Source organism: Stenotrophomonas sp. HMSC10F06 (assembly GCF_001807865.1).
Taxonomy (GTDB): Bacteria; Pseudomonadota; Gammaproteobacteria; order Xanthomonadales; family Xanthomonadaceae; genus Stenotrophomonas; species Stenotrophomonas bentonitica_A.
In genome coordinates this window covers 60320-79930 of sequence record NZ_KV791306.1, presented here as the reverse complement: position 1 = coordinate 79930, position 19611 = coordinate 60320, and the positions used below count along the sequence as shown (strand labels likewise).

Below are 19611 nucleotides of genomic sequence, written 5' to 3'. Positions count from 1 at the left end.
CGCCATGGAAACCCTGCGTTATCGCTTCCCCGGGCAGCACGATCTCACCGAGCGCGACCATCACGCGCTGGTCGGCGTGGTCGCCTCGGGCAACCTTGAAGTGCTGATCGAACCTACCCCGCTGGATGGCGCGATGGAGATCGAGGTGATCACCTCGGCCACCGGCTTCGACACGATCTGGCAGGCGGTGCTGGCAGATTTCGCCGCGCGGCATCCGCTGCGCAACGTGCGCCTGTCGATCAACGATGCCGGTGCCACGCCGGCGGTGGTCAGCCTGCGACTGCAGCAGGCACTGGAAACCCTGCAGGAAGGAGACGCTTCGTGAGCAGTCACAGTTTCTACGAAGCAGACGCCCGCGAGCGGATCGCCGGCCTGCTCGATGCAGGCAGCTTCAGCGAATTCGTCGGCCCGGCCCGCCGCATCATCAGCCCGCACCTGGCGCAGCTGGATCAGCCGGGTGCATTCGATGACGGCATCGTGGTCGGCGCCGGCAGCCTGAGCGGTCGTCCTGTCCTGATCGCGGCGCAGCAAGGCCAGTTCATGGGCGGTGGCGTCGGCGAAGTACACGGCGCCAAGCTCACCGGGCTGCTGGAGCGTGCCGTCGCGGTACGTCCGGATGCGGTGCTGCTGTTGCTCGACAGTGGCGGCGTCCGCCTGCATGAGGCCAACGCCGGCCTGGTGGCCATCTCCGAGATCATGCGTGCGGTGCTGGCCACGCGTGCCGCCGGGATCCCCGTGTTTGCACTGATCGGCAGCGGCAACGGCGCCTTCGGTGGGATGGGCATCGTCGCCCGCTGCTGCACGGCGGTCGTGATGTCCGAAGAAGGCCGGCTCTCGCTGTCCGGCCCGGAAGTGATCGAGACCGTGCGTGGCGTGGAGGAGTTCGACTCGCGCGACCGCGCCCTGGTCTGGCGCGTCACCGGCGGCAAGCACCGCTACCTGATCGGTGATGCCGTGCAGCTGGTGCCGGACCGCATCGACGCCTTTGGTCAGGCGGCACTGTCACTGATCGACACCCACACCGAGGCCGACGACCCGTTGCAGGCCCTTGAGCAGGCGCAGACGCGGCTAGATGCACGTATCAACGCCTACGGGGGCTGCCGCGATGGCCTGGAGGTCTGGCGCCTGCAGGGCATCGCCGATGCCGACCAACTGCCGCTGCTGGAAACCGCTGACTTCCTGGAAGCGGCCAGGAACCGGAGCGTGCCATGGAACTGACCCCCCTGCTCGACGCACTGTTCCCGCGGGGTCACGCGGTCACCCGCAACGACGATGTGCTGGGCGGCACCGCCACCACTGCAGTGGGCGAGGTCACCGTGATCGGTACCGCGAACAAGCTGGAGGTCGGCGTCGACCACGCACTGGCGTTGGCTGCCACCGTGCTCGCCAGTACCCGCGCGCATCCGCAGCGGCCGATCGTGATGCTGGTTGATACCGCCGGCCAGCGCCTGGCACGCCGCGATGAAATGCTCGGCATCAACAGCTACTTCGCACACCTGGCCGGCACTCTGGATCTGGCCCGCCGCCGTGGCGCGCCGCTGGTGAGTCTGGTCTATGGCGAATCGGTCAGCGGCGGCTTCCTCTCGTTCGGGCTCATGGCCGACCGCATCTACGCCCTGCCCGAAGCGCAGGTGCGCGTGATGGATCTGCGCGCGATGGCGCGCGTCACCAAACAGCCGCTTGAGAAACTGCAGGCACTGAGCCAAAGCTCGCCGGTATTCGCGCCGGGCGTTGAAAATTACGTGCGCATGGGTGCGGTGGAGGCCGTCTGGGAGGGCGATCTTGCACAGGCGCTGGTCGAAGCGCTGCAGGCGCCGGTCACCGGCGATCAGCGCAGGGAACGCGGAACGGCGCGTGGCGGTCGCCTGCTCGCCGGCGACGTCGCTGCCGCCGTGGCCGCAGGCGAGGTCTGAGCCATGCGCCGTCACGACCTGGTCTGGCTCGATCCGCAGGCACCGTGGCAGGTTCTCAGTGCGGGCGCCGAGACGCGGCTGCGGGCATGGGCACAGGCGCGACTGCCCTTCGTGGTGGCGCGGCGCGACCCCACCAGCGACGAACACCAGCTGCGGTTGGGCGTTCCCCTGCCATTGGCCGAGCACCGCCAGCGGTTGTCGCTGCGGGTTGATCCGTCCGCCGTCCTGCGCAGCGCGCCACCGCCGCTGCTGACCGAGGTCGCGACGGATATCGGCGCGGGATGGCGCGACCGGCTGCACGGCCTTGCCACCGAAACGGCCACCTTACCGGTAGCACCGCGCGTGTTCGGCAGCGCGGCGTGGCAGCACCTGACCGGCCTGGGCTACCTGCATGACGGCTCGGATCTTGACCTGCTCTGGGACGTCACCGGCACCGGGCAGGCCGAGACGATCGTCGCCGTGCTGCAGCACTGCGAGCGGCGATCGCCCACGCGGCTGGACGGCGAACTGCGCTTCCCGGGTGACCGTGCGGTCAACTGGCGCGAGTACGCCAGCGGCGCCGCGCGACTGATGGTCAAAGGCAACGATGCATGCTCGCTGGTGCCGCGCGAGGCGCTCACCGCTTGGCAGGTCGCCGCATGAACGCCGTTCGGCTGCCCTTGCCGGCCACCGCTGCGCCCCGCTCTGCCGATGCGCGTCGTCTCGGCCGCCTGGCCATCGCCAGTCTGCACGCCGAGCTTGCCTGCGCGCCCAAACCCGGCCTGGTCACGCCGTTCAGTCGCGGCAGTCACACCGACATGGATGCGGGCACCTTCCTGCGCAGCCTGTTCGCGCTGCGCGGTTACTTCGTCGCAATCGCGCACGCGGGCCGCAGCGAAGTGCCGTTCGCCTCGTTGCGTACGCTCGGCATCGCCGCCGAAGCCGCGATGCTGCGCGCCACCGGCGGTATCAATACGCATCGCGGGGCGATCTTCAGCCTGGGCCTGCTGGTCGCACAGTCCGCCCGCCTTCGCGCCAGCGGCGAAGGCGCACCGTCGGGCGAGGCGGTATGTCGCGGTGTCGCCCAGTGGCGGTCGGCGCTGCTGGAGGCCCCGTTGAATCCGCACAGCCCCGGCCAACGCGCCCGCCGGCGGCACGCCGTGCCGGGTGTCCGCGAACAGGCGGCCGCAGGGTACCCGCTGCTGCACGCGCTGGCCCTGCCGACCCTGCAACGCGTGCTGGATGCCACCCAGGATGCCGAAGCGGCGCAGGTGGAAACCCTGATGACGCTGATCGCCCACACGGTCGATCTCAATCTCCTGCACCGCGGGGGTGAGGCCGGGCTGGCGTTCGCCCAGCACCAGGCGCGCGGCTTCCTCGCGGCAGGCGGTGTCCAGCAGGCCGATTGGCCCGAACGTGTCGCCGCCATCGGTGACGCATTCGAGCAGCGACGGCTCAGCCCCGGCGGCAGCGCCGATCTGCTGGCCTGCACGTGGTTCCTGCACCTGCAGGCGCACGCATGAGCCTGGTCCTGCTCTGCCCGGGCCAGGGTGGCCAACACCCGGGGATGTTCGCGCGCGTTGGCGAGGACGCCCGTGCCCAGCCCATCCTCGCGCAGGCCAGTGCGATGCTGGGCACGCCGGTGGAGGCACTTGCCGCAGACGAACACCGCTTCCACAACGCGCTCGCCCAGCCGCTCGTCTGCGCCGCGGCGCTGGCGCACTGGGCCGCGTTACGCGACCGATTGCCCACCATAACGGCGGTGGCCGGTTACAGCGCCGGTGAGTTGGCCGCGCATGCCATCGCCGGTAGTTTCGACAGCACTGCATGCCTGCACCTGGCTGCCCGCCGCGCCGCGCTGATGGACGCCGCCTCGCCGGCCGACGCCGGCCTGATCGCGGTGATCGGCCTGGCGGCCGACGAGATCGCCCTGCTGTGCGCCGAGCACGCGGTCCATCTCGCCATCGTCAACGGCCCGGACCACGTGGTGCTGGGCGGCCTGCGCAGCGCGCTGGAGGCCGCCGCCGCCGCGGCCGTCCGGCACGGTGCACGCACGGTGTCATTGCCGGTGGATGTTCCCGCACATACCCCGCTGCTCGCGCCCGCAGCGCAGGCGTTCGAAGCGGTCCTGGGTAAGACCGCACTGCAGCCGCCCCGGCTGCGCCTGCTCGCCGGCATCGACGGGAGCAGCGTCGTCGATGTCGCACGTGTGGTGCACACGCTGGCCGCGCAGATCGCCCGGACGGTGCAGTGGCAGCAGGTGCTGGCGCAGGCGGTGGAGCGCGGCGGAAAAGTATTTCTGGAGCTGGGCCCCGGCTCGGCGCTGAGCCGGCGGGTACGCGAGCTGCATCCGCAGCTGCAGGCCCGCTCGGTAGAGGATTTCCGCACGCTGGAGGGCGTGCGCGAATGGGTGGACGCCGCATGCGCACGCGCATGAGGGGCCACGCAAAGGTGTAACACCAGCAGTCCCCGGGTGGCGGGTCGCCATCATGCTGCACGCGTATCAAGTGTCTCGGGAGGGCGCATGAGTCCGCAAATCGCAACGATCATCGGCTTGGTGATCATGTTCATCGTGGCCACGGCCCTGCCCATCAACATGGGTGCCGTGGCATTCGCGCTGGCCTTCATCATCGGCGGCCTGTTCGTCGGGATGGAGGGCAAGGAAGTGTTGGCCGGCTTCCCGGGCGACCTGTTCCTGACCCTGGTCGGCATCACCTACCTGTTCGCCATCGCGCAGAAGAACGGCACCATCGATCTGCTCGTGCACTGGGCGGTCAAGGCGGTGCGTGGGCACATCGTCGCCATACCGTGGGTGATGTTCGTGGTCACCGCCGTGCTGACCGCCTTCGGCGCGCTCGGCCCGGCCGCGGTGGCCATCATCGGCCCGGTCGCGCTGCGCTTTGCCAAGCAGTACAAGATAAACCCGCTGATGATGGGCCTGCTGGTGATCCACGGCGCGCAGGCCGGTGGCTTCTCGCCGATCAGCGTGTATGGCGGCATCACCAACCAAGTGGTGCAGAAGGCCGGCCTGGAAGTCACGGAAATGGCGGTGTTCCTGACCAGCTTGGGCTTCAACCTGCTGATGGGCATCATCTGCTTCTTCGCCTTTGGCGGGTTGGCCCTGATGCGTCGCGCACCAACGGCGACCGAACCGCTGGTCGCCGGCAGCCAGGCCTCTTCGCGCCAGTTTGCGATCGAAGGTCACGGCGCCCTGGTCTCGGCCGGCGGTGGCACGCTCTCCAATGATCCCGATGCGCTGGATGACGTGCGCATCAACCGCGAGCGCGTGTTCACCCTGATCGGCCTGCTCGGGCTCGGCATCGCGGCCCTGGTCTACAACCTCAACGTCGGCCTGGTCTCGATCACCGTCGCGGTGGTGCTTGCCCTGCTCTCGCCGAACTCGCAGAAGGGCGCGGTGGATGGCATCAGCTGGTCGACCGTGCTGCTGATCAGCGGCGTGGTGACCTACGTGGCCGTGCTGCAGCAGGCCGGCGCGGTGGACTACATCGGCCATGGCGTGGGTGCGATCGGCATTCCGCTGCTGGGCGCGCTGCTGGTCTGCTATGTCGGTGGCATCGTCTCAGCGTTCGCCTCTTCTGCGGCGGTGCTGGGTGCGACGATCCCGCTGGCGGTGCCGTTCCTGATGCAGGGGCATCTGAGCGCGGCCGGTGTGATCTGCGCGCTGGCGATCTCCTCCACCGTGGTGGACGTCAGCCCGTTCTCGACCAATGGCGCGCTGGTGGTTGCCTCGGCGGCGAAGGAAGAGCGCGAAGCCCTGTTCCGCCGCTTCCTGGTCTACAGCGGCCTGGTGGTGGCGTTCGGTCCGCTGCTGGCATGGCTGCTGTTCGTCGTGCCGGGCTGGATGTAAGCACACGGCGGGCCTGCACCGGCAGGCCCGCCGTGACCCGGTAGAATGCTGCACACCTGTCCATGAAGCCCTGCCATGCCCCTGGCCCCTGGTCCCCGCCTGTCGAAGAAACGCGTGCCGCTTTATGAAGAAGTGGCCGAGCGGCTGCGCCAGAAGATCTACGACTACGAACTGCCACCGGGCGAATGGATCGACGAGCCGCTGCTCGCCGAAGAACTGGGCATCAGCCGCACCCCGCTGCGCGAGAGCCTGAAACTGCTGGCCGCTGAGGGCCTGGTGCAGCTCGATGCGGGCCGCGGCAGCCGGGTCACCCGGCTGACCCTGGAAGACCTCAACCAGCTGTTCCCGGTGATGGCCATGCTGGAAGGCCGCTGCGTGCATGAAGCGGTCAAGCGCATCGATGAAGCGGGCGTGGTCCAGCTGCAGGCGCTGCACGATGCCATGGAAGTCGCTGCAGCCGCGGGCGATCTGGCCGAGTACTACCGCAACAATTATCTGATCCACGAAAGTCTGCAGACCCATGCCGGCAACCCGTGGCTGATCCGCGTCACCCACGACCTGCACCGCATCCTGAAGATGCATCGCGGCCGCCAGTTGCTCACGCCGGGCCGCATGGCCCAGTCACTGGCCGAGCATCGCGCCCTGATGGCCTGCATCCGCAACCGCGATGCCGAAGCCGCCGAGCAGATGATGAACCGCCATCTGCTCAGTCAAGGCGAAGCACTGGCGGCCTATGTGGCCGCCGGTGGCCAGCTGAACGTGCCTGCGCCGCTGCCTCGCCATGGCGGGATCTGAGCGCTCAGGCCAGCTCCACCGTCAGCCGCGTCAATGATTGCCCCAGCAGGTGAAGCCGGATCTGGTCCAGGCTGGTGAAGTAGCACGCCGTATCGGCGCCGGCCAAGCGGTAGATGCCGCGCTTGCCGCCCAACAGAACGAATTTTTCCTGGTCCACCAGGTACTGGGCGACCGGCGGCACACCCTGTGCCTTGAGCGCATCGATATCGATGGGTTCAAGGGCGTCCAGATCATGTAGTGCTGTGGTCATGGGAAAAGAAACTTCGCGACGGGAATGCCAGCTTAGGTGGCGCACACGCAGCAACGCGTGGAACGATCGTGAGGACGGTGCGAGTGTCCAAGGTGATGCAGGCAGCTGACCGATCGCATCGTCGCCAGCTGCGCGATGCACGTTGATGAGCTTCGACTGCCATGCCGATCGAGCCAATCGCCGTGAAGGGCGCGTGGAGGCCTGCGAGACGCACTGCGCAGACCCAGCGCCTCGTGCCGGATACGACACCCCATCGTCGGAAACGCACATTGAGCGCCTCCTGGTGTCGTGCAAGGCTGGATTCGTGGCTGCGCGCACCAGCTTCCACAGCACCGTCGGCGCCTTGCCGGTGCCGTTCTTGTGCGTGGATCGGGTGCGAGCGTACTTACATGAAAAACATCGCGGGTAAACGTCGGGTCGCGTTGCAGGCCAGCCTGCTGGCGACCATCCTCCTCGCTGCCGGGGCGCTGCTGCTCACGCTGTTCCCCGCTCATTCGGATCGGCAGCCGCCCTTCGTGCTGGCCGCCGGTCCGCAGTTGGGCGGCCCGTACGGGCTGGGCGGGCCTTCCTCGCTGGGCGGTGCACGTGCCTACGTGGAGGCGGTGGAGGCGCTCTCGGGCATCAAGATCCAGGTGGCCGGGGCCACCACCTTCAGCGACGCACTCGGCCTGCTTGCGCAGCAGGAGGTGGACGGGCTGGCGTTCGCGCTGCCGGGCACCGCGGCACTGTTGCCCACGGCCACGGTGATTTCACCGGTCTTCTATGCCGGCGACTCGGTCCTGCTCACCCGCAGCAGCTCCCCCGTGCGGGCCCTGTCCGCCCTGGAGGGCAAGCGTGTCACGGTGATCGGCAACGGGGAGTACCACGGCTATCTGGCCGCTCACCACCCCGCGATCGAGGTGTTTCCACTGCCTGCCGCGGCAGACATGGTGGCCGCGGTGGACAGCGGCACCGTGGACGCGGCGCTGGGCATGGACGCCATCCTGATTCCACTCGCACGCCGGGGCAACAGCACCACGCTGGCGGTGCATCCGGCCAGCGATGGCCCCTCCGTGCGAATCCGGGTCGCCTCCCATCCTGCGCGCGCCGCCGAGATGGACCGGGCCCATCAGGCGTTCCGCTCGTTGCCGCTGGACACCCAGCAGGATCTGGTCGGCCGGTGGATGGATGCCCTGTATCGCTCGCCTCCCACTCTCCGTGCCGTCCTCTCTTTCTATCGCACACCGATCATCGTGCTGGTGCTGTCCATCCTTGGTGCGGCCTTCGTGATCATCCAGGCCTACCGCAATGCGCGGGCGACCGCGGCGCTGCAGGCCAGCACGGCGCGCATGTTGACCCTGGTCAATCACGAAGTGCGCAATGGCGTGGCCTCGGTCATTTCCGCCATCGACCTGATTGAATCCACCGTCCCCACCCCGGCCGCCGCGCCCGTGATCGCATCCGCCCGCGCGGCCACCTCTTCGCTGCACCACACCCTGGCCAATGCGCTGGAATTCATGTTCCTGGATCGCCACAGCCATGCACCCGTGGAGTGGCAGCCCGGCGCGGCCACCGTACTGGCCGGCTGCCTGAGCGCATCCCGGCCGGTGGCCGCGGCCAAGGGCACCGCCCTGCTGTTCGATCTCGACCAGCCGGTGCTGGAGCACGCGAGCTGCGACACCCGCGCCCTGCGCCACATCGCCAGCAATCTGATTTCCAACGCCGTGAAGTTCTGCGATGCCGGAACCGTATCGGTGCGCCTGAGATTCGAGGCGGGCGTGGGCGAGCGCGGCCGGATGGTGCTGCGTGTGAGTGATACCGGCGAAGGCATCAGCGCCGAAGATCTGAACGACATCTTCGGCGCCTTCAGTACCACCCGCGACGGCCGGCAGCGCGGCGGGACCGGGCTGGGGCTGTCCCTGTGCCGCCGCATCGCCACGGCGCAGGGCGGGCAGATCACCGTGCGCAGCCAACCAGGCGTGGGGTCCACCTTCACTGCCACCCTGCCCGCGCAGCGGCGCACGGAGCCGGCGCCGGCCCTGCCCGGCCACCTGTCCGACCACAACGACCGGCCCGCGCGCGCCCTGGTCATCGAAGACCAGCCCCTGATCGCCGACGTCATCAGCCACCGGCTGCGCGAGCGCGGGTTCGAGGTGCGCGGCGCCACCAGTCGCCATGAGGCACTGCAGCAACTGGCGCAGGCCGGCCCCTTCGACCTGATCACCCTGGACGATGCACTGCCGGATGCCAGCGGCCTGGAAACAATCGAGGCGATCCGCGCCCTGGAGCGGACGCGCGCGTGGCTGGGCGCCCGAGTGGTCTCGATCTCGGCATCACCCGACGTCACCCGTCCACCCCGCTACCGGGCCGCCGGCATCGCGGCGACCCTGTGCAAGCCCATCGACTGGCCTGCGTTCGATGTGGCCACGCACTGCACGGCCATGAACCCGGCCAGGGCCCTGCGGCCGGCGGCGGCGACGCCGTTGGATGTGCTGGCGGTGTATCGCACGCAGATCCCCCGGGATATTGCCGCACTGCGCGAGGCCATCGTGGCCCACGAATGGCGGCGGGCGCTGGCGATGAGCCACCGCATCCGCGGGGCGGCCTCGATGGTCGGGGATGCGGCCACGCTGGTCACGCTGGACCAGATCGACGGCTGCCTGAAGCACCATGCCATCAACGGCGACCCGGGCGCCGCGGACCTGGACGAGATGGACCGCCTGCTGGCGCAGATGGACCCAGGCGCCTGAGCCCACGGCGGCGTGGCATCTGCCCGCCCGGGCCCGCACGCCACGACACAAAAAGAAACTCCCCGGTCCGCAATGACGGACCGGGGAGCGCCGGTGTTTCCCTGCAATGGGAGGGGACGATTACCAGCCGATGCCTACACCCAGGCCCACGCTCTGCTCACCGCTGTTGGTGAACGCACCATTGAGGCTGAAGGTGGCTGAGCCCTTGTCGTTGAGCACGCGCTGGTAGCCCACCGCCATGGCGGACTCACCCTCGGCATAGCCCACGCCCGCGCCGAGGCGGTTGTAGGTGGCCAAGCCAGCGGTGTTCATGGCCATGGCCGTCTGCGCACTGCTCATCGCGGCCATTCGGTTGAAGCGCTTGTCCATCTTGTCCAGGCGGCGTTCGAAGTTGCTGATGGCGCCATCGGTGTACTCGTTGGCGCGGGCCAGCATCTTCTCCAGTTCAGCGGTATCGACCTGTGGCGTGGGCGACGGCGTGTCGTCCTTCTTCGACTTCGGCTGCGGCGTGGGCGACGCGCCCTCGCCTGCCGAGGCCACCTGCGGCGAATCGCTGGCCTCCGGCGTTGGCGTGACCTGTTCGGTCGGTGCGGCCGAAGCCGCAGCCAACGCACGCGACTGCGGCTGGCCATCCACGCGCTGCTCCAGCCCATCCATGCGGCCATTGAGCTGCTGCTGCACGGCGTGCAGCTGGCCACCGTTGACCGCCTCGCGGCTGCCGGCCGCGATCAGGCCGTTGGCCACGTTGGAGATGACCATGCCGTTGGCGCCGGCCAGGGTGAGCTGGGCGGTGCCGTCGCTGCGGGTGGAGGGCGCTTCCTGGAAGACCGAGCGGAGCTGGGTTTCGACGCGGTCCATGCGGGAGCCGGTGGTGACTACGGCGGAGTCGAGGGTGGTGAGTGCGTCGTTGACGGTGTTCTGGTGCTGGCCCTGGATGTTGAAGCCGGGAGTGGTGACGTTGCCGTTGGCGTCGATGTTGCCGCCGAGGGCGGACAGGGCGCCGCGGAGCTGGCCGATGGTGGCTGCGTTGTGGTTGGCGGTGCCGTTGGCAATATTGGTGAGGCGTCGCTTCAACGACATGTTACCGAATGAAGCCTCCATCTCGGATTCAGCGATCGACTGCGCACCCACAGCAACGGCAAATCTTGCCCCCACAGCTACCCTACTGTAACTCCCCAGAGCAACACCCCAATCTGCGAACACGCCTGCGGCTTGGCCAAGCGAAACCCCGGTAAGTGCATCGGCAGCTATGTGCGCACCGTATCCAATTGCGGTGGATTGCTTACCACGTGAAGATGCATAGCTACCAACTGAAGTCGATCCTTCCCCCAAAGCCCGAGTGTCTCCACCAACGGCCACGGATAGGAACGCCGCCTCAGCCGGAGTACTTAGGTCATCGTGATCCACGATCACGTTGTTGAAACGATCAGCCAAACTAGCTACCACCTCATTGGTCCGGAACAGCTGACTACCGCGCACAACGTCCGCGCTGTCAACCGACAGCTTCGCCTCAGCCACACCAGTCAAGCGCGCGCCACCATAGTCGATGACGCTCGCATCCCGTCCACGCATCGCCGCCTCACCCATCTCCCGCTCCCTGCGCATGGCCTCCAGATCATTCCGATTCTGCGAGATCTTCTGCTCTGCGGCGTACAACTGATTGCCGGTTACGGCATCACGGCTCCCTGCGGCAATACGACCATCAGCAAGGTTCGACAGAACCATGCCCTGCGCACCTGCCAGATTCAGCTGACCAGTTCCATCCACTCTAGTTGAGGGTGACTGCTGGAACGTCGCGCGCAAATGATTTTCGATGTTCTCTACGCGACTATCAACTCTGACCACTGCGCCATCCAGGACGGCCAAAGCGTCTCCGACGTTATTCTGCGTTCCGCCCTGCATTCCATAGACAGGAGCAACAACGCTGCCGTTTGAATCGACGCCGGCACCTCCACCGAGGGCAGAGACAGACTCGCTCAATTGCGCGATGGTTGCGGCGTTGTCACCGGAGGTACCCCGCGCAACATTCGTAAGCCTGCGCTTCAGGGTTGAGCTCCCTATGGATACCACTCGCTCCTCCTCGGCGATCGAATTTGCACCAAGTGCAACCGAGTTAAAGGCACCAGCCCTTATCTCTGAGTATGACCCCAAGGCGACGCCATGATCCTGAGCAACTGAAGCGCCAGCACCAAGCGCGAAACCCGCTTCAGCAATTTCCTCGACTAGCGAGCCACGCCCCAATGCGACCGAATTTTTGGCCAATGCAGTTGAGTAGCTGCCAACTGCAGTCCCTCCCTCTGTACGGAGCGACGCCTGCGCACCATTTCCAAGGGCGACGCCAAACAGACCGGATTCTGCCTCCATAGCTCCAAGCTCCTTGCCGAAGTCAACCAAGCGATCCTTCAACTCAAGCGCTCCTATGCGAGAGTTGGTCGCAAACAACTGCCCACCATTCACCGCATCCGTACTGGTCGCAGAACTGATATCCCCCGCTGCTCCACCCGATACGCGCGCGCCCTCCATATCCACCAGGCCGCGATCAGCACTGAACTTCACCACGCCATCAAGATCAGGATCGAAGTTATCGAAGTCCGCACGCAGAGCATCCAGCCCGACCCGATTGTCCGCGATACGTCCGTCGTGATCCGTCAGCTGCTGCGCATGCCCGGCCAAGGCCTGTCGCTGTGTCTCCACCAAGGCGTTGGTTGTAAACAGCTGCTGTCCGGTCACCGCATCCGTGCTGCCCGCGCTCAACGCTCCGTTGGCGATGTTGTAGATGCGCCGCTTGGCACCACTCTTGTTTGCGACATCCACAATGGTGCCGCTGTTCTCTGCACCGAGGCGGACATTGCCGCCGGCAGATACCTGGCCCACCAGTCCGCCCAAGGCATCAGCCTTCTGCACAGCACCATCCGCTACGCCACGGGCAGCGTCGGCCGCTGTCTTCGCCGCAGTAGCGGCCGTGCGCACACTGGTCACTTCGCTGTTGGTGGCATTGAGCTGCTGCCCGGTCACTGCATCCGTGCTGGACGTGCTGAGCACGCCATTGGCCAGATTCTGCAGCCTGCGCTTGGTACCGGCCTTGTTGGCAACGTCGACGACGGTGCCGGTGTTGTCTGCACCCAGGCGCACGTTGCCGCTTGCCGACACCTGCCCCACCAGGCCATCCAGTACCGCCACCCGCGCCTGCGCACCGTCCGCGGTCGCCTTCACAGCAGCCACGCTGGTGTTGGTGGCATGCAGCTGCTTGCCGGTCACCGCTTCGCTGCTGGACGTGCTCAGGGCGCCGTCGGCCACGTTGACCACTTTGCGCTTCAACGAGCCATTGCCCACCGAGACCTGATTGGTCCCAGTCGTGGCTGAGCCATTGCCGAGCGCAACCGCGCCCGCATGCGTCGCATTGGCCCGATCACCAAGGGCCAACGCGCTCTGCGCCGTAGCACTCGCCTGATTGCCCACCGCCGAGGCATACAGGCTGCTGGCTACGGCGCCACGCCCGACCGCCGTGGCCTGGTTGGCCGACGCGTTGCTCTGGAAGCCCAGCGCCGTTGCGTGCATGCCTTTGCCGGATGCCTCATGACCGACTGCAACGCCTCGATCACCCGTTGCGACGGCATCCAATCCAAGGGCCACCGCACCGTTGCCACTGCGGGTGCCAGCACCGATGGACACACCTCCATTGCCACTGATCTTGTTACCTGCGTCATCCACCGTCGCGCGAGCGTCTGCGCCCATGGCGACGCTCTTGCCGTTGTAGGCTTTGGCGTTGTTGCCCAGCGCAGTACTGATGCCGTAGCTGGCCTGCTCCGCGACAGCTCCCGCGCCCAGTGCCACGGCACTGGCATTCAGCCGCGCAGCCGCTGCATCGGCTGCAGCCTGCGCCTTGCTGACATTGGCATTGGTGGCGTTGAGCTGCTTGCCAGTCACTGCCTCGGTACTGGTTGAGCTCAGTGTCCCATCCTTCAGGCCCGTAATACTGCGAACAGCATCGGACTTGTTGCGGACATCCAGAACAGTGCCCGTATTCTCACCGCCCAGCCGTACATTACCGGTCGCGGAAACCTGGCTGACGAGCCCGCTTACGGTATTGGCTTTAGCCAGTGCCGTGTTGGCGTTGGTGTTGGCCGTGTTGGCCGTGGACTGCGCTGCCGTGGCAGTTGTCTTCGCCGCGTCAGCCGTGGTCTGGGCCTTGGTTACATTGGAGTTGGTGGCAAACAGCTGTTGTCCGGTAACCGCATCGGTACTGCTGGCGCTCAGCGCTCCGTTGCGGATTCCATTGAGGTAGCGCGTTGCATTGTTCTTGTTGGCGAAGCTGACAGTGGTGCCGGTATTGTCGCCGCCCACACGTACGCTGCCACTGGCCGATGCCTGGGTAACCACACGCGAATTGGCCAAGGCCTGATCTGCAGTGGACTTGGCGGTGGTAGCGGTAGTGTTGGCCGTATTGGCTGTTCGCTGCGCGCCGGCGGCAGCGTCCGCGGCCGTCTTGATATCATTTTTTGCCGTCTGCAGCTGTCGGCCGTTTACCGCGTCAGTACTGGTACCGTTGATGTTGCCATCGGCCACATGGACGATTCGGCGCTTCGTAGTGTCGTTGCCGACAGATACGGTATTGGCCTGACTGGCAACCGAGCCTCTCCCCAAGGACACCGAGCCACTCTGTGTGGTTCTTGCGCCATAGCCGATTGCAACGCTGTCGTGACTTGCATTGGCGTCTCCCCCCAGCGCAATGGCGCCGGTCCAGCCGCTGGAGCCGGCGTAAGCATCCCCACCGATTGCGATCCTGGAGATGCCAGCGCCGTTATTGGTTCGTGCTCCACTGCCGACGGCAACGGAATTGGTTGTATAGGCCTCTGCATGGTTGCCAAACACAGTGGTTCCCACGCCATCAGCAATGGCATTGGCACCCACGGCTGTAGCGTATCCGCCATTTGTCACTTTGACCCGGTAACCCACCGCCACAACGTTGTTGCCGGTGGCGCTGATCAGGTTTCCGTACGCAACCCCGCCAGTGCCATTCAATGAGGAGCGTGAGCCAAGCATCAGCAGCTGGTCGCCACTCACGGTGGAGTTTCCATAGGATGGATCGGTGACGATTGCTGCCTGGTAGACCGGCGTGGCAGAGAGCGGCGAAACCCCTGCCGCGCGCGCGCCCTGGAACGCCTGCAGCAGCAGACTGGATTGGAGAGCCTGTTCGAGGACTGGATTGCGGCTGACCGCATCTTCCTCATCTACCTTGTCCGACGAAGCCCGCGCAAGAGGTGGGGCCAGCAAGAGAACCGCAGCCAACGCAGTACCAGTGCACTGGCATCGCTTCCCGCGACTGTTCGCGAGTTCACTGACCACCACCCAACACTGGCGTGCCGTAGACCAAAGACGACGGTAAATCCTGTTCATGAAAACTCCTTAACAAGGGAAACGAAGAAGTGCCGTCGCGGCGGGACTGCGCCACGACGGCCTGAGGGGTTCAGGGAGCCAATGCCTGCACATGCTCGCGATAGCCATCGCGGGTCAGTCGGTAACGCATCTGCAGCGTGTGTCCCGGCTGTACGGGGAATGGCAGTTCCAACGCACTGTCCGGATACAGGCTTCGCGACACGTCGTGCGCCGTGCAGCGCGCGCCATCGCAGTCGGCGATGCTGGTGATGCCCACGCGCACCGTGCCGGTGTTGCGCAGGCGGTTTCCTTCCACCTGCACCGCCATGGCCGGCTGCGCGGGCAGCACATTGACCAGTGCGCCCCATATCAGACTGACGCCGACATTCGCCTGCGCGCGCTCGCCCTCGTCTGCGCGCTCAATGACGTCAGGGCCACGCACGCCTTCGAAATACACGCGGTAGGCGGTTTCCTTCTCGACCGGCTGCAGTGGAATCACCCGGATCAGGCGATTGCCACCACCGGCCAGCGCAAACTTGCCGGGGGTGATGGCGATGGCTGCTTCGCCGGGCTCGACCTCGACCTCGTGTTCTTCTGCACCGGCGGGATTGACGATTCGCTTGATCGAGGCCTGCACGTACTGCGGCAGGGTGGACTGCGAATAGATGCGGATCTGCGCGCCCTTCTTCACGTCTACCGACGTGCGCATGGGGTGCACGGTGAGATTGGCGTGGGCAGGCATCGCCATCAGCAGCGACAAGGGAAGCAGGCAACGAATGAGAGGCTTCATCGGGGGCTCCATGGGAATCAGGGCGTGACAGTGGGAACGCGCAGTTCCACTTTGAGATCGCCGTCGTAATAGCCGGGGCGTTTACCGCTGACCGGCACGCGTGGGGTGTCCAGCGTCAAAGGCGTGGGCACGCAGAACACCGGCTGTGTCATGCCAGGTAACAGCACCAGGCGCAGCTTTGCGGTATCGATGCCATGCAGCAGCTGCTCCACACCGTTGCGCATGGGCAAGGCGCTGCCGTTGTGATCGAGGGTGACGGTGTAGTCCACGCGCTGCGTGGCGTCGCTGCCACCATCGGTGTGCCAGACCGAGTAGCCGGAAGGTCCCGGAGGACGCGGCCCGCTGTCGCGCACGGTGACGCCCAGGTACTGGCTCTGCGAGCCCAGTCCGTCGTACAGGCACATGTCGAGTTGGGCCCGGCCGCCGACTGTCTGTGCGATCGGGTCGTACTGCAGGTTCAGGCCGACGTGCGGGGTGACCTGATCGAAGAGCGGGAAGTAGATGGAGACCGCGTTGTGGTCGGTGATGGAGAACTCGAATGCAAAGGTGTATTCAGCCAGCAACGCACCCGCGATTTCGCTGTACATGCCAAGCACCAGCTGTGCACGCCATTTTCCTGCTACGAGCCGATTCAACTCAGAGACAGGGACTCGGAGACTCGCTCCAATGCCGGCCGACTGGTCTCTCCCGCAAACATCGATGTCCGCAGCCCAAAGAGGCCTGATTACAGGTGCCCAGTAGTCCGACGAGCAGGCCTGCCCGGTCATGGGGCGGCGTCGGCTACCGATTGCCCGGATTTCCTCTCGCAGGCCAGATCTGGTTTCGATTGCCTGAATCCATATTTCTCCGGCGCCATGCAAGCTCGCCTCTGAGCCGAGCACAGGGCACTTGCCGTTGGATGATTCGCTGGCCGACGAGCAGACAAGATGGGATTTTGCGTAGGGGAGTCCGCCTGTTGATTGGTAGGCGAGCAATGTATCTGCCGCCCACAACTCGATATCCCCAGGCATCGCAGAGCGATCCCAGCTCATCACGATGTCGCGATGCTCACTCGTCGGATGCGTTTCCGGCGGCCGCTGCGCCATCGCCCGTGGCGCCAGCACCACCAGCGCGCACAAAACCACCATCACCCACCACAACCGCCGGCTCACTGCGCACCTCCCGCGGCCGCGGTCTGCGGCGTGGCGGCAATCAATGCCTGCTCCTGCAGCAGTCGCGTCACCCGTGCCTGATGGCGGATGTCGGCGGGCAGCTGCGCCACGGCCAGGGGCTCGCACTGCACTGTGCCCACCAGCATCACCACGCTGCGGCGCTCGCGCACCTGCAGCGGGCAGTGCAGCAGCCGGTCGTCCTGCAGCAGGTACAGGGTCTTTTCGCGTCGTGGGAAGTCGGCCACGAAGCCTCCATTGCTGCCGGTGCCGGGCACCGGCGCGTTGAGAATGCGGGCGCCGCGCAGCGGTGCGCCGGCGATGTCGTGGGCGTTGCCGATGAAGGTGTAGGTCACTTCAATCGGCACCGGCATGCGCACCAGGCGCCCCGGCGAGAGGAACAGCGGGCGCGCCCCGCCCACACCGCTCACGCGCACGGCGGCGATGCTGTCCAGTGCGCTGGCGTCCTGCACCTCGGCGCGGTGCGATTGGTAGGCGGACACCGGCAGCAGGCGGCGTTCGCCCAGCTTCAGCCGCTGCCGGCGCAGTCCGCCTACCTGCAGTTCGGCGGCAACGCCGGTCAGGTCCAGATCGTCAGTGCCGTCCACCTGCACCGCCAGCCCGGCATCGGCGCCCACGCCTGCGCCCCAGTACAGCCCGCGCGAGCCGATGGCCAGGCCGGAACTGTGTGTGGCGCTGTACGCCACCTCGTTGCCGCCCTGGTGCTGGTAGCGCGATACCGTGGCACCGGTCTGGCCGATGCGGTTCTGCAGCTGCCCGCTCAGCGTGGCGCTGTACCGTTCGTTGTTGTTGCCGCGTAGTTCGCCGGACACTTCGCGGTACTGGTCTTCGTACTCCTGGCGCAGGGTCTGGCCGGCGCTGTAGTTGACGTCCGGTCGTGCGTGCTGCGGCTGGCGCACATCCAGGCCGTAGCGACGCTGCGAGCTCCCGCGGTCACCGCGCTGCAGGCGATTGAGGCTGACGTTGAAATAGATGCCGCGGTCGCGGCCATCGCGCAGGCCACCGCCACTGGTCTGCTGCCACACGCCGATGCGACTGGAAACACTGAACTCGCCCCAGCGCTGGCTGCGGCTGTAGCTGGCCTGCCAGGTGCGGCTGAGCTGCGGCACGCGCGTGGGCTGTGGAATCCACGGCGGCAACAGCGGGTCCAGCCCCGCCAGCGGATCATCCCCCAGCCCCGGCTGCACGGTGCCTGCGCGCCAGGTCTGGCGGCGGGTGTAGGCCAGATAGGCATTGCCGCCAGCCACTGGCAGCGCCATTGAGGCGCTGAGCGAGTCGGCACAGCCGAGCCGGTCGCGCGCGTCGTCCTCGAACTGGCAGGCGCGGCCGCGCATGCGCTGGTGGTACACATTCCACGAGGCGCGGCGACGGTAGGACAGCTGGTGCTGCTGGCCGCGGCTGCCGTCGCTGCCGTGCATGCCGCTGAAGGTGCCGCGAATCTCCTGGGTGGCGAACACATGGCGCAGGTCCAGCCTCAGTTCGCCATAGCTGAAGCCGCCGAGGTCGGCGACACCGGCGGTCACCGCCATGTTGCGCGATACCGGCACGCGCAGGCCGGCCATCGCTGCCAGCTCGTCGTTGAAACGGTCGCTGCGGCGCTCGTTACGGCGGCCACCCTGCATGAACCACTGCACGCTGCTGTCGGTCCAGTCGCCGCCCTTGTCGAACGGCGCGTCCTCGCTGCGCACCAGCACACCGGCTTCGTAGATGCGCAGGGTGACGGTGTAGTTGCCCAGCGGAAACCGGCGCGTATCGAGCTGGTTGATACCGGCCTGCAGGTAGAAGGTCTGCAGCAGGCGCTCGCCATCGAACGCATCCACCCGTGCATCGCGTGCCAGCAGCACGGTGAGCGGCGTGGCTTGTACGGCGGCCGCCGAATCCACGTAGGCCTGCGTGGTGCCCAGGCGCAGGCCCTGGAAGCGGTCCATCGGCAGCATGCTGAAGCTGAAGGTGCCGCCCTGCGGACTGCTCAGGTTGCGGCGGTCCATGCGCCCGGCCTGCAGGTAGTGCTGCTGCCCCAGGTCATGGCGGTAATAGGCGTTGTCCAGCTGGAAGTCGCGGTTGGCGCGGCCGCCGCGATAGTGCTGTTGGCTGAAGGTCCAATCGGCAGACAGGTGCCCGCGCTGCAATACGCCCAGCGCGCCCATGCCCTGCGCGGCCAGCGACTGGTAGCCGCGGCCGCCGCTGACGTTGAGCGTGTGCTGGTGCAGGAAGGCATTTTCGGCATTGGCGCTGACCTGGTGGTAGCGCTCGGCGGCCGGTTCGCCGGGAATCCATTGGCGGGCGACGAACAGGCGCACGGCGCCCTCGCCTTCGTCGTATAGCGCGCGCACGGCGGTGGGCTCCTCGGGGGGATCGATGTAACCGCAACCGGCGCTGGCGCCACCATAGCGGCAGGCCAGATGGCTGTTGCGCGGCAGCGGCTGCGACAGCGCTGGCAACAACGCGGCCTGTGCCTCGGCGGGCAGCTGCAATGCCTGCAGCGCCTCGGCCGGGGCTTCCAGCTGCACGTGTTCCAGAGTCACGCGCACCGGCACCAGCCCAGTCGAGCGACCGAACAGGCGCACCTCAAGTTGTTCGGTCTGGCCTTCGACCAGATCCTCGAAACCGGCGGGAACGCCTCGCGCCGCGACCAGGGGCGTGGCCAACGACAGGGCGAGCGCGACCGCCAGCCGGGTGACGGCGGGTGCGGGAAATTTCATGGGGGTGTTACCGGAAGCGGCCGGCCCGTTACTCGGGCCG

The 19611-nt window shown here is 66.7% G+C and carries 14 protein-coding genes; 9 read left to right on the top strand and 5 right to left on the bottom strand.

The features are described from left to right. The first annotated feature begins 4 nt into the window (after window positions 1-4). The 8 genes from mdcC (at window position 5) to HMPREF3113_RS16315 (ending at window position 6555) form a co-directional block, all read left to right on the top strand. On the top strand, window positions 5-325 hold the full coding sequence (gene mdcC, locus HMPREF3113_RS16350) for a malonate decarboxylase acyl carrier protein (RefSeq protein ID WP_019184583.1): 321 nt from the start codon (window positions 5-7) through the stop codon (window positions 323-325). Continuing rightward, window positions 322-1218 carry a biotin-independent malonate decarboxylase subunit beta gene (locus HMPREF3113_RS16345; RefSeq protein ID WP_070474008.1) on the top strand — a complete coding sequence of 299 codons (897 nt, stop codon included), beginning with the start codon at window positions 322-324 and terminating at the stop codon, window positions 1216-1218. Before mdcC ends, HMPREF3113_RS16345 begins: the two co-directional genes overlap by 4 nt. Continuing rightward, on the top strand, window positions 1209-1913 hold the full coding sequence (mdcE, locus tag HMPREF3113_RS16340; RefSeq protein ID WP_070474006.1) for a biotin-independent malonate decarboxylase subunit gamma: 705 nt from the start codon (window positions 1209-1211) through the stop codon (window positions 1911-1913). The genes HMPREF3113_RS16345 and mdcE overlap by 10 nt, the downstream gene beginning before the upstream one ends. Before the next feature lie 3 nt (window positions 1914-1916). Further along, window positions 1917-2555 (top strand): malonate decarboxylase holo-[acyl-carrier-protein] synthase, encoded by a 639-nt coding sequence (mdcG, locus tag HMPREF3113_RS16335; RefSeq protein ID WP_070474004.1) that lies wholly within the window; start codon window positions 1917-1919, stop codon window positions 2553-2555. Next, window positions 2552-3415: a triphosphoribosyl-dephospho-CoA synthase MdcB gene (gene mdcB / locus HMPREF3113_RS16330; RefSeq protein WP_070474002.1), complete on the top strand. Its 864-nt coding sequence runs from the start codon at window positions 2552-2554 to the stop codon at window positions 3413-3415. Before mdcG ends, mdcB begins: the two co-directional genes overlap by 4 nt. Further along, a complete protein-coding gene (gene mdcH / locus HMPREF3113_RS16325) occupies window positions 3412-4329 on the top strand; it encodes a malonate decarboxylase subunit epsilon (protein WP_070474000.1) in 918 nt (305 codons plus the stop codon). The genes mdcB and mdcH overlap by 4 nt, the downstream gene beginning before the upstream one ends. 87 nt (window positions 4330-4416) lie before the next feature. Beyond that, complete coding sequence (locus HMPREF3113_RS16320) at window positions 4417-5760, top strand: SLC13 family permease (RefSeq protein WP_019184589.1); 1344 nt, start codon at window positions 4417-4419, stop codon at window positions 5758-5760. A gap of 75 nt (window positions 5761-5835) precedes the next feature. Next, window positions 5836-6555, top strand: a complete 720-nt coding sequence (locus tag HMPREF3113_RS16315; RefSeq protein ID WP_070473998.1) for a GntR family transcriptional regulator — start codon at window positions 5836-5838, stop codon at window positions 6553-6555. 4 nt (window positions 6556-6559) lie between these two features. Here HMPREF3113_RS16315 and HMPREF3113_RS16310 read toward each other — a convergent pair whose 3' ends face one another. Beyond that, window positions 6560-6805, bottom strand: coding sequence for a hypothetical protein (locus HMPREF3113_RS16310; RefSeq protein WP_019184591.1), 246 nt, complete (start codon window positions 6803-6805; stop codon window positions 6560-6562). Between the two features lie 389 nt (window positions 6806-7194). Here HMPREF3113_RS16310 and HMPREF3113_RS16305 point away from each other — a divergent pair, with 389 nt between their 5' ends. Next, window positions 7195-9534 carry an ATP-binding protein gene (locus tag HMPREF3113_RS16305; RefSeq protein WP_167390379.1) on the top strand — a complete coding sequence of 780 codons (2340 nt, stop codon included), beginning with the start codon at window positions 7195-7197 and terminating at the stop codon, window positions 9532-9534. A gap of 120 nt (window positions 9535-9654) precedes the next feature. Here the strand turns inward: HMPREF3113_RS16305 and HMPREF3113_RS16300 are convergent, their stop codons facing one another. The 4 genes from HMPREF3113_RS16300 to HMPREF3113_RS16285 form a co-directional block, all read right to left on the bottom strand. Continuing rightward, window positions 9655-14931, bottom strand: coding sequence for an ESPR-type extended signal peptide-containing protein (locus HMPREF3113_RS16300; RefSeq protein WP_083298834.1), 5277 nt, complete (start codon window positions 14929-14931; stop codon window positions 9655-9657). A 70-nt stretch (window positions 14932-15001) separates the two neighbouring features. Beyond that, window positions 15002-15700, bottom strand: coding sequence for a pilus assembly protein (locus HMPREF3113_RS16295; RefSeq protein WP_070473994.1), 699 nt, complete (start codon window positions 15698-15700; stop codon window positions 15002-15004). Between the two features lie 17 nt (window positions 15701-15717). Further along, window positions 15718-16851, bottom strand: coding sequence for a CfaE/CblD family pilus tip adhesin (locus tag HMPREF3113_RS16290; RefSeq protein WP_070473992.1), 1134 nt, complete (start codon window positions 16849-16851; stop codon window positions 15718-15720). Beyond that, window positions 16848-19571: a TcfC E-set like domain-containing protein gene (locus HMPREF3113_RS16285; protein ID WP_070473990.1), complete on the bottom strand. Its 2724-nt coding sequence runs from the start codon at window positions 19569-19571 to the stop codon at window positions 16848-16850. Before HMPREF3113_RS16285 ends, HMPREF3113_RS16290 begins: the two co-directional genes overlap by 4 nt. Between the last annotated feature and the right edge of the window lie 40 nt (window positions 19572-19611).

Bases quoted from the DNA above. Each gene is read 5' to 3' on its own strand.
- mdcC (WP_019184583.1), top strand. From the start codon at position 5: ATGGAAACCCTGCGTTATCGCTTCCCCGGGCAGCACGATCTCACCGAG.
- mdcE (WP_070474006.1), top strand. From the start codon at position 1,209: ATGGAACTGACCCCCCTGCTCGACGCACTGTTCCCGCGGGGTCACGCG.
- mdcG (WP_070474004.1), top strand. From the start codon at position 1,917: ATGCGCCGTCACGACCTGGTCTGGCTCGATCCGCAGGCACCGTGGCAG.
- mdcB (WP_070474002.1), top strand. From the start codon at position 2,552: ATGAACGCCGTTCGGCTGCCCTTGCCGGCCACCGCTGCGCCCCGCTCT.
- mdcH (WP_070474000.1), top strand. From the start codon at position 3,412: ATGAGCCTGGTCCTGCTCTGCCCGGGCCAGGGTGGCCAACACCCGGGG.
- HMPREF3113_RS16320 (WP_019184589.1), top strand. From the start codon at position 4,417: ATGAGTCCGCAAATCGCAACGATCATCGGCTTGGTGATCATGTTCATC.
- HMPREF3113_RS16315 (WP_070473998.1), top strand. From the start codon at position 5,836: ATGCCCCTGGCCCCTGGTCCCCGCCTGTCGAAGAAACGCGTGCCGCTT.
- HMPREF3113_RS16310 (WP_019184591.1), bottom strand. From the start codon at position 6,805: ATGACCACAGCACTACATGATCTGGACGCCCTTGAACCCATCGATATC.
- HMPREF3113_RS16305 (WP_167390379.1), top strand. From the start codon at position 7,195: ATGAAAAACATCGCGGGTAAACGTCGGGTCGCGTTGCAGGCCAGCCTG.
- HMPREF3113_RS16300 (WP_083298834.1), bottom strand. From the start codon at position 14,931: ATGAACAGGATTTACCGTCGTCTTTGGTCTACGGCACGCCAGTGTTGG.
- HMPREF3113_RS16295 (WP_070473994.1), bottom strand. From the start codon at position 15,700: ATGAAGCCTCTCATTCGTTGCCTGCTTCCCTTGTCGCTGCTGATGGCG.
- HMPREF3113_RS16285 (WP_070473990.1), bottom strand. From the start codon at position 19,571: ATGAAATTTCCCGCACCCGCCGTCACCCGGCTGGCGGTCGCGCTCGCC.